This is a genomic window from Affinundibacterium flavidum, assembly GCF_014284175.1.
GTDB lineage: Bacteria > Pseudomonadota > Gammaproteobacteria > Burkholderiales > Burkholderiaceae_D > Undibacterium > Undibacterium flavidum.
In genome coordinates, this window is sequence record NZ_JACOGA010000004.1 from 60069 (window position 1) to 73913 (window position 13845).

At 45.7% G+C, this 13845-nt stretch carries 12 protein-coding genes; 6 read left to right on the plus strand and 6 right to left on the minus strand.

Annotated elements, in window-relative coordinates:
• The first annotated feature begins 134 nt into the window (after positions 1-134).
• The 5 genes from fahA to H8K55_RS05185 all read left to right on the plus strand — a co-directional run bounded on the left by fahA (position 135) and on the right by H8K55_RS05185 (position 6299).
• Entirely contained in the window at positions 135-1463 is a 1329-nt protein-coding gene (gene fahA / locus H8K55_RS05165; RefSeq protein WP_186941016.1) for a fumarylacetoacetase, read from the plus strand.
• Between the two features lie 236 nt (positions 1464-1699).
• Positions 1700-2098: a hypothetical protein gene (locus H8K55_RS05170; protein ID WP_186941017.1), complete on the plus strand. Its 399-nt coding sequence runs from the start codon at positions 1700-1702 to the stop codon at positions 2096-2098.
• A 165-nt stretch (positions 2099-2263) separates the two neighbouring features.
• A complete protein-coding gene (locus H8K55_RS05175) occupies positions 2264-3013 on the plus strand; it encodes a transporter substrate-binding domain-containing protein (protein WP_186941018.1) in 750 nt (249 codons plus the stop codon).
• Between the two features lie 898 nt (positions 3014-3911).
• A complete protein-coding gene (locus H8K55_RS05180; RefSeq protein ID WP_186941019.1) occupies positions 3912-5780 on the plus strand; it encodes a pre-peptidase C-terminal domain-containing protein in 1869 nt (622 codons plus the stop codon).
• Between the two features lie 183 nt (positions 5781-5963).
• Positions 5964-6299, plus strand: coding sequence for a zinc ribbon domain-containing protein YjdM (locus tag H8K55_RS05185; protein WP_186941020.1), 336 nt, complete (start codon positions 5964-5966; stop codon positions 6297-6299).
• Positions 6300-6359: 60 nt separating this feature from the next.
• On the opposite strand, the gene H8K55_RS05190 is transcribed toward H8K55_RS05185, so the two are convergent.
• The 5 genes from H8K55_RS05190 to H8K55_RS05210 all read right to left on the minus strand — a co-directional run bounded on the left by H8K55_RS05190 (position 6360) and on the right by H8K55_RS05210 (position 11586).
• Positions 6360-6743, minus strand: coding sequence for a TonB-dependent receptor (locus H8K55_RS05190; protein ID WP_186941021.1), 384 nt, complete (start codon positions 6741-6743; stop codon positions 6360-6362).
• A gap of 151 nt (positions 6744-6894) precedes the next feature.
• Positions 6895-7065, minus strand: coding sequence for a hypothetical protein (locus tag H8K55_RS05195; RefSeq protein ID WP_186941022.1), 171 nt, complete (start codon positions 7063-7065; stop codon positions 6895-6897).
• Between the two features lie 404 nt (positions 7066-7469).
• The gene (locus H8K55_RS05200) at positions 7470-8963 is read right to left on the minus strand and encodes a M4 family metallopeptidase (RefSeq protein ID WP_186941023.1); all 1494 of its coding nucleotides are present in this window, start codon (positions 8961-8963) and stop codon (positions 7470-7472) included.
• A gap of 466 nt (positions 8964-9429) precedes the next feature.
• Positions 9430-10233: a LytR/AlgR family response regulator transcription factor gene (locus H8K55_RS05205; protein ID WP_186941024.1), complete on the minus strand. Its 804-nt coding sequence runs from the start codon at positions 10231-10233 to the stop codon at positions 9430-9432.
• Positions 10234-10380: 147 nt separating this feature from the next.
• Positions 10381-11586: a sensor histidine kinase gene (locus tag H8K55_RS05210; protein ID WP_186941025.1), complete on the minus strand. Its 1206-nt coding sequence runs from the start codon at positions 11584-11586 to the stop codon at positions 10381-10383.
• 278 nt (positions 11587-11864) lie between these two features.
• Between H8K55_RS05210 and H8K55_RS05215 the strand changes: the two genes are divergently transcribed.
• Positions 11865-12422, plus strand: coding sequence for a cytochrome b (locus tag H8K55_RS05215; protein WP_186941026.1), 558 nt, complete (start codon positions 11865-11867; stop codon positions 12420-12422).
• A gap of 141 nt (positions 12423-12563) precedes the next feature.
• On the opposite strand, the gene H8K55_RS05220 is transcribed toward H8K55_RS05215, so the two are convergent.
• Positions 12564-13544, minus strand: a complete 981-nt coding sequence (locus H8K55_RS05220) for an alpha/beta hydrolase (protein ID WP_222612370.1) — start codon at positions 13542-13544, stop codon at positions 12564-12566.
• Positions 13545-13845 lie beyond the last annotated feature (301 nt).

Here is a 13845-nt window from a genome sequence, read left to right on the forward strand (position 1 = left end):
ACTTACTTTTGTGAAGTAAAGCAAAGCTAAGATCACAACAACGCACCATGTACGCAAAACGCAGAGAGAAAATGATCGCTCTGCGTTTTCTGCTTACTGCGTTTGAACATTTTGTCTAATAAAGAAAGTCCACTATGTCTGTACAACTGAATGAAACGCACAACCCAGCATTACGTAGCTGGGTCGCTTCTGCAAATGATGGTCACACCGATTTCCCGATTCAGAATTTGCCATTCGCCGTTTTTCGCCGCGCTGGTAGCAATGAACAATTTCGCATAGGTGTGGCGATTGGCGATCAGATTCTGGATCTCAGTATCGCCTTGCACGCCGGTGTTTTTGCCGACATCAGCAATGCCGCGTTAGCACATGCGTTAACAGCGTCGACTTTGAATGCACTCATGGACTTGGGCAATCAAGTTTCCGCACAAGTGCGCCTGGCGCTGTCAAAAGCGCTGCGCGAAGCTGCTGTCGCGCAAAAGCAATTAGTCGGCACTCTGGTAGCGCAAGCGGATGCTGAATATGCCTTGCCCGCACAGATCGGTGACTACACTGATTTTTACACCTCGATACATCATGCGACCTCGGTTGGTAAATTATTTCGCCCAGATAATCCATTACTGCCAAACTACAAATGGGTACCGATTGGCTATCACGGTCGCTCTTCGTCCATCGGCGTATCCGGCCAACAATTCCGTCGTCCTGTCGGTCAAACCATGCCACCGAATGCGACCACGCCATCGTTCGGCCCGGCCAAGCGTATGGATTATGAATGCGAAGTCGGTGTGTTTATTGGTCAAGGAAATGCACTGGGTGAAGTGATTGATATCGATCACGCGGAACAACATGTCTTCGGCATGTGCCTGCTCAATGACTGGTCTGCACGCGACGTACAAGGCTGGGAATATCAACCGTTGGGTCCCTTCTTGGCAAAAAATTTCGCATCAACGATTTCACCATGGGTCGTCACTTTAGAAGCCTTAGCACCGTATCGTAAGGCATGGAGTCGCGATGCGACTGATCCACAGCCTTTACCCTATCTGGACAATGCAGACTTACGCAGTACCGGCGCTTTCGATATTCAACTCGAAGTCTTATTGCAAACCGAAAAGATGCGCGCCGACGGTACACCAGCGCAACGCTTGTCAGTATCCAATTTTAGCCATTCATATTGGACGGTTTCACAAATGGTCACGCATCACACAGTCAATGGTTGTAATTTGCGCGCAGGTGATTTCTTGGGTTCTGGTACGCAATCAGGACCGCTCGCGGAAGAAGCGGGTTCTTTATTGGAACTGACCGAAGGCGGCAAGAAACCCATCGTCTTTAGCAATGGTGAGCAACGCATTTTTATCGAAGATGGCGACAGTATTATCATGCGTGGTTGGGCACAAAAAGATGGTGCTCCGCGTATCGGTTTTGGCCAGGTTGAAGGTCGCTTATTGCCAGCCCGACATATAGTTTAAGTTCCACTTTTTTTCTCACGACTTGGCGCGCAAATTTTGCGCGCTTTTTTTGTTCCCAAAATGGCGACACGGTCTAAATAGCCGACCTATACTCACTTACTTGCACCAAAACCACCTTTTCCACGCAATTGATCAAGCGGATATCACTTTTTCCTTCTCTAAAGTTCGAGAATTTGCTTAAATAGCTGCACGTATTGAGATTTCTATTTTGGCCTATCATTTTCAGGAAAACCATGGTGCCTTCACTTAAACTAATTAAATTTATTACGACAATTGCTCTCGTGTGCACTGGACTGCCTGGCTGCGCCTCAGGAAAGCCTGGATCTACGAATCAAGCCAAGGCTGCGCCAGCGCCCGGATCGACTTCATCTACAGGCACACCGATCTACGCCCCAATCAGCAAAGCAAGCCCAGAATCAGCCAATGCCATCAAGATTGAAAGAGTCCCGTTTGAGTTAGGCGTTTCGTCTGTCACTGTAGAACGTATTGCCAAACAGAATAGCTGTCAGTCGCAAAAAGGTGCTGGCTTACTCTACAAAAAAGGGCCAATAGAAGTGTATCGTGTTGAATGTGAAGATGGACAAGAAATCAAAGCCCGTTGTGAGATGCGTCAATGCGAGATTTTCAAGCCTTAGTACGATTCACCAAGGTTCAAATTAAGGTGAAAATTAAAACGCCAATGCCAATGAGTGAATAGACTGAAATCAGCGCTGTCAGCAATTTGGCCTACGCATAGCAGACTCATGCAAAGTGCCCCATGAACTCAAGGCCATCGACAACATTGTGAAAGCGAAAATCAGATGCGATTACGCCATCATGTTTTATCCGTATTGTTGACCTCATGTTGCTTGTCGACCTTGCCATCCCAAGCGCAGACATTAACCATTGCATGGCGCGAAAAGCCACCGCATCAATATATAGAAAACGGGCAGGAAAAAGGCATACTGTTAATGCTGGCAAAGCACGTGTTTGCTGACAGTAAATTAAAAACAATATTTGTCGAAGAACCCGCGAAAAGAATCTGGCAAAACTTTAAAAATGGGAAAAAAAATTACTGTTCGTTTGGCTGGTACAAAATCGCTGAACGCGAAGCGCTGGTGCAATACAGTGACAGCTTTTACAAAGATCCTCCGCACACCTTACTCGTTGGGAATAGCTCGCTAACACAAGTGCGCACGCACAAAAATCTAAAATCCTTGCTCGCAGATCCTAGTTTAAGTTTGGCTATTGTGGACGGTGTTTCCTATGGTGACCAACTAGATCAATTATTTTTATCTAGCAAAAACAAAATTATCCGCAGCAGTGCCGCGCCTATGATTATGGTCAGAATGATCAATGCAAATCGTGCGTCCATGATGTTAATCGACAAGGATGACTGGCACTATTTAAGCAGCAAAGATGAGCAATTAAGTGAGCTTACACAAGTGGATGTAGAAGGCATGCCCGCGGGTCTTGATCGGTACATCGTCTGCAGTAAAGATGTGGCGTCAGATACCATGATTAGAATTAACAGTTCACTAGCAAAAATCAGCGGCACGAAAACCAAATAGAGTTATATGGTTGTTCTCACTGAACAGCAGCCAGTTTTTCCCTAACAGTATCAGGCAATTTTTGCATTCGTAATTGCCATCATATTTGCGCCCATATTTGTGTCCATATTCGCATTTTCACTCGCCGTCTCTGGCTATGACGCATACCTCGTAACACGTTAGATTGCCACCAATTCTTCTGCATGCGATTATCAAACCTAAGCTAAGGCGTTCGCTAACCACAGTCCTTGGTACCCCTGCCATCCAAACTCTGCAAACACAGAAACATCTGTAAAAGTAGTGACTTTGCGGCTAAGCACTTCTATGCAAATCATCACAGGCACAATAGCAGTGCTTGGGCCAAATCACTTGGTCTCTCCAGATAAACCACTAAACCCTTCACATAGTACCGTGCCGACATGCTGCGATGCTAATTCATGAAATTGCAAGTAGACGAGTACGTTTCGAAAAAGAGCGCGGACTCGCACAAGATTGACAAAAAACCACAGTCATATAGTCACAATATTAAGTAATTTTTAGTAACTTATCCTATTACAAAAACAAACTAAAAACTTAATTAGATGTTACAAGATCACAAATGACAGAATTATGCTTTGAGCTTTGCCCTCAAATAAAATTTATCTAAAAGTCATGCTGTTTGTATATACAAATTAGATCAAATTCAATATACCAAAAGTATATTGAATTAGCTTCAATTTCTGTTTAACTCTGTGCTCGCTCTACTTTTCATGGGTAATTTATCTGTGCAGATTCAAGCAGATTTCCCATTTTGGGCGAATGCCGACCATAGTGGAATACGAAACACAAGCATGCACATCACGGCGACCGGCATCTAAGTCATCAACTCAGTAAATAAGCACAAACAAATCAACAAACAAAACCTATAGAGGGGACAAACATGAAAAAAACATCGTCGCATTCTCATTCGCATTCACATTTCGTATTGCGCTCTGGCTTGCTCGCGGCATTATTAGTCAGCGCAGTTAGCGCCATCGCCGCCGACACACCCGCCGCACGTCAGGAAATCGGCAGCGCCGATGCTCTGATCCGCACATTAGCAAATCAACACGCCAATCCCAACACCCGTGCATTGCTATCCCTGAATAACAATGCTGCACAAACTAAGCATTTAGATACCGACATCACTGACTACCACTTCAAAGATGGTATTTTGTCCGTCTCAGGTAAAGCGCGCGGTTCAGCCAATTCCAGTTTCTACTTGAAAGGCAGTGCTAAGAATTTGCATGGCTATTTGATCAAACATGACGAGAAAAAAGCCTACGAATACAGCACTGATGCGAAAGGCATAGTAAGCGTCACCGAAGTAGCGATCAGCAAAGTCATTCCCGATTTGGATGAGCGCTGGTTGAAAGCGACTACTGTCAATAATCTTGCTGGTGCAATTCATCCTGTTTACAGCCCTATGGCATCACGCCAGGCGCCCCATATTGGCCCCTACAATAACGAAGACGTCACCAAGCTAGAAAGTAAGCCTGGCAGCCCATGGGTGTTCTACCTGAATCACTCTGCTGTCATGAGCGGCAGCACCCCACTCAATGGCGTGACCAAAGAAAACATGTATCGCGCCTGGCAAATCGTGGCGGATCAATATTCGATGTACAACATCAACATCACCACTAATCCAACTGTCTACAACACAGCTAAATCAGCGAATATCTTGCGCACAGGCGTGATCAATTTCGTGAATCAAGATGGTCGCTCCAACGCGCCACTAAGCGCATTCGGCACCACTTCTGCCGGCACTTTGTATCGCAACCCTGCAAGTGGTTTTGACTACGGTTACGGCATAGGGATGACTGCCGCACATGAAGTCGGCCATCAGATGGGTATGAACCATGATCACGGCGGCACTGGCGGCGAATACTTTGAAGGCATTGCCGCCTATCAGTGGGGCCCTATCATGGGCAACTATTGGATGGGTGCCAACTGGGCAGCTAGCCGCTGGACCTGGAGCAAGGGTGAATACAATACTGCGACTAATTTCGAAGATGATTTGCGTATCATGAACGTCAATGAATCTATCCCTTACGTGACTGACGATAATCCCTCAGGCAAAGCATTGGCGCTGGATGCTGCTGGAAATATCAATCCACAGACTAACTTTGGTCAAATCGAAAAAACCGGTGACACCGATGCATTCACTTTCACGGTGACAGGCAATGGCAAATTGGATTTAAAAATCGACCCGATTGAATACTTCGGTATGTTAGACGTCGATGCGAAAATTTATAACGCAGCTGGGACACTCATTTCCAGTAGCAATAAAGCAGTAAATCGCTCAGCTGAATTTATCGGCCTCAATTTAAGTGCAGGTGATTATCGTCTGGTCATCGCTGGTGGGGCGGAAGGTACGCCACAAAATGGTTTCTCTAACTATTCCTCACTCGGCTATTACGCGATGAAGGGAACATTGGTCGGTAGCACACCGCCAGCCGATGTAATGCTCAGCAGCGGTGTCGGACTCGCTAACCAAAGCGCGGCGACTGGCACATGGAAATACTATGCGATTGATGTACCTGCAGGTAAAACTAGCGTGGTATTTTCATTAAATGGTGCAAATGGAGACGCCGATTTGTATTCACAACTGAGCGTGAAACCAACGACGGCTGCGTACAAGTGCAAATCAGATGGTGCTACTTCAGTTGAAACCTGTACCGTCAATGCACCAAGCGCAGGCCGTTATTATGTTGGCGTGTACGCTTATGCTGCGTTCAGTGCTTTAACCGTGAAAGCCACAATTAACTAAGCTAGCAATATCCCATAGTTAAAGTAATTGAACTGGCGGTGAATTAAAACCTCACCGCCTTTTTTATTGCTCAGTCTCGCAAGATCTTCACTTAAATTCGAGCTACATCAAACATCGTGATGGCAATTTCAAAGAACTGGTCGGTTATACTAACGGGTCTAACGCATTTCTATGAAAGAAATTATGTCTCAGCTACCAGCCTGCCCAGTTTGCGGCATGGAAAACACCTATCCCGATGGTGACAATTATGTGTGCGCCGATTGCGGCCACGAATGGCCTATGCAAGCTGCGGCCGAAGAATCCGATGAGCGCATCGTCAAAGATTCCAACGGCAATGTCTTAGCCGATGGCGATGCCGTGGTCTTGATCAAGGATTTGAAAGTGAAAGGCTCTTCGATTACCTTGAAACAAGGCAGCAAAGTGAAAAGTATCCGCTTGGTCGGTGGCGATCATGAAGTCGATTGCAAAATGGATGCCGGAAACTTTATGTTGAAAGCTTGTTACCTGAAAAAGGTATAAAACAAAACGGCGCGAACCTGTACACAACAAGTCGCGCCGCTCTTCGATACAGATGAGTATCTATTTGGATGTAGGGGCGCGCAGCACCATCCACAACATCATCAACACGCCCACCAGCACCGCTAGCGAAGAACCCGACAATAAAGGTTCAAGTTTGCTTTCAGCGACAAAATTTCCATACAGCAGAAATAAGCCCGAACCTATGCCAACGGCACCCAAATGATGCAGCACGAATTGCACTCGAGCTAGGGCACCCGTAAATCCCACCAGCCACAACTTATGGATAATTGCGTAAATCATCGATACGACAAAGCCAATCAATAAAATATGTGCGTGCGTGACATGCTGTCCATGATCATGCGACGCTGCCATGAAAATCCCTAAACACATCCCTATCGCAGCAAAACCCAAAGCAGAAATCAAATACTTTCTATCGAAGCCCATCTCTGTCTCCTTATTTTTTATGCAGTGTTTTATTGTAGAGTGCTTGCCACTTTTTTCAGCAAGCGCATTCAGCTTACGCACGGGAAGAAAGCCTGTCTATCTGAAATCAAAACACTGTCGTAAAAAGACTAAAATTCGACATTATTAGGACTTATGGCTTAGGACCTAGGCAAAATTGTGCTGGCCGAAACTTCATTGCGTAAGGTGCGCCGTGCGCACCATACACATTGACTGCGGCTTCGGTGCGCACGGCGCATACATGGACGCCTCCCGTTTGCAAGGGCATTGTCAAATAAAAATAGACGGAGTCGATTTCAGCCATACATTCGGTCTTTATTGCAGTCGATTGATGACTGCTGACACATGATGAAACACGCTGATGGTCGCTCAATCACCCTATCGTGCTTATCGCACAGTGCGTCTGGCGAGCTTTTGACCATCCTGGTCTGACCTGTCCTGTATTCCCTACTTTGGCACATTGCGATGCCGTTTGGTGGGGAGGCGTCCATTTCATTACCCTACGCGATGAGGCGCTAGTCAATGCAATGTTGCGTCAGTCGCAAAGCTATTCAATCTTCTCAATTTGACTTTGAATTTATACAAAAATAAAACTCAAATTATCACCTACAGCAATATCGTCTACAGAAAAACTTGGAAACAAAACGACAGACGAAAAAAAACGCCTGATGTTGCCACCAGGCGCTCTAAATTACACTGCCGAAAATCTTAAGGCGCGCAGCTTACACCTACCGCGGCGAATGCTGCTGTTACGTCAGCTTTCACGTAACCACGATTCACTGCAGCTTTTTCTACACCGCATGCACCTTGGTTAAATGTGCTGCTTGCAGTCCAGTACAGACGATTTGCATCGGCCATGACTTGGAAGGCTTTTTGTACATTCCAACCAGTTTTAGTCGCCAACAAGTAGAACGCTTTGTTGTACACACCGCTGGAGTAATGCACATCTAAAGTACTTGTGTACTTAGAGGCATTGTCGATAGAACGGCCATCTTGTGGTGGGTTAGCCATATAACGCAATGCGCCAGATGCTTTGAAAATCTCTTGACCAACCAAGAAATCGTTCGAACCTTTCATGTAGAACTCTGCTGCTTCACCCGCCATATCGGAGAAGGCTTCGTTCATACCGCCAGACATACCAGAGTAGACCAAGCCAGAATTTTGCTCAGTAAAGCCATGGCTCACTTCATGCGAAGTAACGTCCAAAGATACCAATGGATAGAAAGTCGTTGCACCGTCGCCGAAATACATTGCTGTACCATCCCAGAATGCATTTTCGTACGCACGTTTGTAATGCACGCGCATCAACAGTTTTTGACTGATTGGACGCACGCCTACCCAAGCTTGGTACATATTGAAAACCACGCCACCGAAGTAGTGTGCGTCATTCATTGGTGCGTAGCCACCATTGATCGTTTTCACTGTGTTGCGTGGGCAAGTAAAACTATGTGGTGCGGATGGCACTTTGGTCAATGAATTCATGTTGTAGGTTGCTACGTTAGTGCTGTTTAACGAGCAAGTAGAACCTGATTGAGTCACATCTAATTTACCGTATTTCACACCATATTCGTATTGGCCAGTTTTTGTATTGCCGCCAGGACCTGTGCCGACCAATGCATGGTTGATACCTTCCCAGTGGCTGATCACAGCACCAGTGTTAGCATCTAACATGTAGAAAGGACGACGTGGTTCGTCAGTGTTAGTGGCATTGAATGACACAACATAAACCAAATGTGCAACGCCGTTTTCACCGCGCTTTACAAACATTTTGGCTTGTTCATTTTCAGTTTCAAAAATCTGTGCGTGCGTTTTTGCTTGGATCAGCGCATCGTTCTTGGAGAAAATTGGGCGGATACTTGGCAAATCACGTTCGATGTTGCGCAACACGGCGCCAGTCATTGTTGAGCCACCATTTTTGGCGACATGTTCAACCACGGCTTCATTCCAAACAGGAACACCTTGGAACATTTGTTGATGACGCACGACCTTTAAACCACTTGCATAGGTCATGGTACGCTCAGGCTTTAGCTCGGCAGCATGATTGCCACCAATAGCAAGAGAGAGATTGCCGCCCAGAATTGAGCTGCTGACTTTGCTGGAACCAGTTAACACTTCACGATCAGCCGCTTGTGCGCTAAATGCACCGGCGATCAAAACTGCGATTAATGCTGGACGTACTGCGATGTTGTGCTGCTTTGCCATAATTAAGTATCCCCAAATTTGTAAATAATTATGAACAGACAGAAGTTATCGAAATTAGCAAAACATGTCTGCTGGTTTCACACCGATCTCAAATACCAATCCTTGATTTCAGCGCCCGTAGCTTTTGGCTACCGGTATCTCCCTGAACGTTCGACTTGACCCAATTCATCGATATTTTTCTTGGGTTCTGAATTTGTATGAAAAGTGTACCAATAAGTATCTATTTGTACGATGCAAAATTTTAGATCAAGCTATTCTAAATATAGGAGGAAATCATGGGGTTTCATAGGGAAATACTAAATTTAATACACTTTAAAAAATATTTTATGCAGTTGTAAAAAACAAACGCTCAACTAAATAATGCATATTATTTAGTTAATTTTACGTACATAAAAATCAATAAAATTGTTAATTAATGGTGGTAAAGACAATATACGCTCATCGCGCCATTGCCATACCACTTCCCTCATTCGCGAAATAAATAGGTGAAATTACGACTGACCAGTAATTTTTCAGGATGTCCCTTCAAAAATACCTGCATTCTTTCCGCATCGACTCGCTCTGCCGCTGAGATAGCCCTGGCGTTGACCACGGTGGAACGATGAATTTGCCAGAATTGATCGCCATCAAGACTGCCCAACAAATCCTTTAAGGGTGTTCTGAGCAAAGCTTCGTAGTCGGCCAGAACTACACGCGTGTACTTGGTATCTGATTGAAAAAACAAAACTTCATCAACGTCTATTAATTTAATTTGCTTACCCACGCTAGCCTTAATCCATTTCATTTTGGGTGACTTCGTGCCAGGCACACCGCCTGCCATGGAGGCTTGCAAACCGCGCAGTATGGTCTCGACTTCGATGGCCGCAACTTCATGTTGTCTGGGTTCGCTTGATTCTGCTTGCATCCTTGTCTGCATCTTTTCCTGCACTCGGTGTATGGCCTTTTGCAAACGCTCTTCTTGTACGGGTTTTAATAAATAATCGATAGCGCCAGCATCAAAGGCATCAATCGCATATTGGTCGTAGGCCGTAATGAAAACGATGTGTGCGGATTGTCCGATTTTTTGTGCAACTTCGATGCCAGATAGTCCCGGCATACGAATGTCCAAAAAAACTAGCGCTGGTTCATGTTCTAAAAATCCGTCCCAGGCATCATTACCATTTTCTGCCACCATCACGATCTCAGCCTTCGGCCACAATTTTGCCAATTGCGTGATTAATCGCTCACGCATTAAAGGTTCGTCTTCGGCAATCAACACTCTTGTTTTCATTGCTTATCTTCTTTCTTGTTTTTTCTTTGGATTTTCGTTCGATTTTTCATTCGATCTTTCATTCGATTATGCATTCCAGCACTCTCTCGACTGCCCTTATGTATTGCCGGCTTGTTTGCCACAATCTAAGGCTACGCAAACCACAAACTAACATCTGGGAATACTCACCTCAGCAATCACACCACCCTGTTCAGCTTCAAAGATGGACAGCGCTGCATGTGCGCCGTATTGCAAACGCAGACGATCCCGCACATTTTGCAAGCCTATGCCGGGATTTGGCGTATCACTTAATCCTACGCCACTATCTTGGACGGTAATCAATAAATCGGTACCGCACTTTTCCGCACGGATATCGATACGACCACCGCGCAAGGCAGGCTCTATGCCATGCTTAATCGCGTTCTCGGCTAAAGTTAATAGCATCATGCTGGGTATGCTAATGGCCTTCAAATCCGTCGACAAATCCAAATGAAAATCCAGACGTGCGCCCATTCTGACTTTCATGACTTCCAAATACGCTTGGATCAAATGGAACTCCTCCGCCAAGGTGATTTTCTCACTGCGCATTTCACTCATACTGGCACGCAGAAATACAATCAGATTCGCCGTAAGTTCTGCCGCTCGCGGTGCTCCGTTTTCTGCTAATTGTTGTACGGCGCCCAAAGTATTAAATAAGAAATGTGGCTCAATTTGCGCCCGTAATAATCGTAATTGCGACTCACTGGTTTGCCGCGCATTTTTCTCGCGCTCTGCTTCAAGTTCTAATTGTGCGGTGATGGCTTCGTAATTCTTATTGCGCCATACAGCAACAATACCCACCAACAGTGCATAGATACACCCCATTATTCCAGCGACCATTAACACGCGGGGTACGTCCTGAACGATACTGGTCCAAATATCTTTGCCACGTAGCATGGCACCCAAAACAGTACCGCCTAGCAAACCCAACGATACACCCAAAAATGCATTCGACAGGAAGCGCACAGGCCGGAACGACAAGCGCCTATAGTTAAACCAAATACCAATCAGAGAAACCGCTACCGCCCAACCGATCAGATTAGCAACAGCGACCAAAATCCACCAGTCCAGCTTAGGTCTAAAAAAGTGTAGCAGCGCGCCGATCATAGAAAATACCGCGCTCAATTTCAGCACTGCCATCCAGAATGCCATGCCCTGATATTTGACAGAAAACTGGTGCAATTGTGTGCGTTCAATCGAGGTCAATTTTGTCAATCGAAGCGCGAAGTGGCGGCGCCACGGGATTGAAATTTTCTGGGCTTCTTCAGGATGCAATAAGACGTTGAGCATTTCTTCGTTCCAGTCTTGATACCAAGTCGATATTTTTTTCCACATCTTCTTTTTCCTCATTGATCAAACCATTGCAGCTGGTGCAAATGAACACAACTGCTTGCGCCTGAGTGCGCCCTGCACGACGTCAATGTAAATGGACATCGATACCGACTCCAGATGATTACGACCAACGACGAATTGATCTGGCTCAAATACGAGCGCTTTGTTTTCAAAATTGCGCAGAATACGACACTTCCACACTGATTCTTTTACAGAAATAAACAGACATCGCCTAAGAATCGCCTATGATAGTAAGGTCGATTACCCACCTAGGAAATCTCATGTCCATCCCAAAAGCTCTCCCCACCGTCAGTGATGAACGCTACCACAAACTGAGCATCGGCTTGCATTGGTTTATGTTGATGCTATTGATCGCAGTGTACGCATGCATAGAATTGCGTGAGATTTTTCCGAAAGGTAGTGATCCGCGTAAAGCCATGAAAATGTGGCATTTCATGTTGGGCTTATCGGTATTCGCGTTTGCCCTATTGCGCCTGATCGTTCGCTTGCGTCAGACAACGCCGGCGATTATTCCGACTCCACCGGCATGGCAAGAACGCATTGCAAAAATCATGCACATCGCGCTCTATTGTTTAATGCTGGGGATGCCAATAGGAGGCTGGATGATACTCAGCGGAGAAGCACAAATAATTCCGTTCTTTGGCTTAGAGCTCCCGCCACTGATTGCTCCAAACAAAGAACTCGCGGACACGATAGAGGACTTACATGTCACCTTTGGCAAAGTCGGCTATTTCTTGATAGGTCTCCATGCGTTGGCGGGTCTCTATCACCATTACATCGTGAAAGACAATACCTTAAAACGGATGCTGCCACACTAAGTTCAGGACGGTTCAGGACGGTTCAGGATGGTTTAGGCTGGCTTGGCAACAAAGCCAGCAAAGCCTGACGTAAAAAAATAGCGCATTCAATTCGATGCGCTATTTTTTTATTTGCATAGTGAGCAATGAACATCCACTATTTCAGGCGTTTTTTGTAGCACAAGCCTTCTTTAGAAACGCCACTAATTTCTTCAAAAAATCGGCATCTAGTACCAAATTTGGATCACTGTAAGATGCAACTTGCTGAGCGTTGTCGGCAGGTACTGACTTCATAATGTGATTCATGCCTTTGACAACATGCAGTTCTGCTTTAGGCTGCGCCTGCGCCAATAACACGGCTTGACTAACACCGACTTGAATATCGGTATCGCCTTGAAAAATCGCCACTGGCATCGCCAATTTTTTGATTGCATCGGCTGGCACAACCTGGAACCATGACATCAAATAATTTTGCACACTAGGACGATACAGGGCTAATAAGGGCGCTGGAACGTCTTTCACAAATTCGGATTTTTCCATGCTGCTTAAAATACTTTCATTGATTTTTGCCAAATCAGCTGGAAGTTTACTCGCCAATTGTGCACGCAAAATTTTTGCTGCAGATTGGGCTGGACCAGCAATCGACACATAGGCCAGCACTGGGCTATCCAAGACCGCAAGCAGACCCAAAGTAGAGCCTTCGCTATGCCCGATCACTGCGACGCCACCGAAGCGGGGGTCGCTACTCAATTGCTTAATCCAAGCTTGCACATCGCCGACATAGGTTTGAAAACGCAGATTTTCTTCCGCACCACCGGCGGCAAAACTTTCGCCAACGCCGCGTTTGTCGTAGCGCACAGAAGCGAAACCAGCGATCGCTAATTCTTCCGCTAACATTTGCAAGCTATTGTTTTTTCCGGGTAATGCTGGACTATTACCATCGCGGTCGGTTGGTCCTGAACCGGCAATAATCAAGACCACTGGTGGCTTGGTTTTATGTCCTGGAATCAGCACACTGCCATACAAAGTATTCACACCTTCTCCGACCGTGATCGTACTCTGAATAAATTCGGCATGAACGGGCATCCACACCAGTAATAACAAGAGGCAAGCGCAACGCTGTAGTGTAGAAAAAAAACGCATGAGCAACTCCATATCATGTAGAAAATTAGCTAGGGTCTGTTGACCTATATTTTAGTCAAGATCAGTGGCAATCAAGCGAAGATGAAAATCACCCTCCCCAATTTCATAGCAAGATTTTAATGCAAAACTTTGGAAGTAAGAAAGTCTATGAGGATGCAAAAAGGAATCTTATAGCTGAGCTGATAGCTGAGCTGAGATCGATATTGTTAGCTCTACAGATCATAATTCAACAGTGAATCGTAGTGACATGGCACAGATACGCGCGAACATCGCGTCGTTGCTCGGTAATTAGACTTGAACA

Excerpts from the sequence above, each read along its gene's own strand:
- H8K55_RS05195 (WP_186941022.1), bottom strand. The coding sequence starts at position 7,065 with ATGGCTGAAATCGACTCCGTCTATTTTTATTTGACAATGCCCTTGCAA.
- H8K55_RS05185 (WP_186941020.1), top strand. The coding sequence starts at position 5,964 with ATGTCTCAGCTACCAGCCTGCCCAGTTTGCGGCATGGAAAACACCTAT.
- H8K55_RS05220 (WP_222612370.1), bottom strand. The coding sequence starts at position 13,544 with ATGCGTTTTTTTTCTACACTACAGCGTTGCGCTTGCCTCTTGTTATTA.
- H8K55_RS05210 (WP_186941025.1), bottom strand. The coding sequence starts at position 11,586 with ATGTGGAAAAAAATATCGACTTGGTATCAAGACTGGAACGAAGAAATG.
- H8K55_RS05200 (WP_186941023.1), bottom strand. The coding sequence starts at position 8,963 with ATGGCAAAGCAGCACAACATCGCAGTACGTCCAGCATTAATCGCAGTT.
- H8K55_RS05180 (WP_186941019.1), top strand. The coding sequence starts at position 3,912 with ATGAAAAAAACATCGTCGCATTCTCATTCGCATTCACATTTCGTATTG.
- H8K55_RS05215 (WP_186941026.1), top strand. The coding sequence starts at position 11,865 with ATGTCCATCCCAAAAGCTCTCCCCACCGTCAGTGATGAACGCTACCAC.
- H8K55_RS05205 (WP_186941024.1), bottom strand. The coding sequence starts at position 10,233 with ATGAAAACAAGAGTGTTGATTGCCGAAGACGAACCTTTAATGCGTGAG.
- fahA (WP_186941016.1), top strand. The coding sequence starts at position 135 with ATGTCTGTACAACTGAATGAAACGCACAACCCAGCATTACGTAGCTGG.
- H8K55_RS05190 (WP_186941021.1), bottom strand. The coding sequence starts at position 6,743 with ATGGGCTTCGATAGAAAGTATTTGATTTCTGCTTTGGGTTTTGCTGCG.
- H8K55_RS05175 (WP_186941018.1), top strand. The coding sequence starts at position 2,264 with ATGCGATTACGCCATCATGTTTTATCCGTATTGTTGACCTCATGTTGC.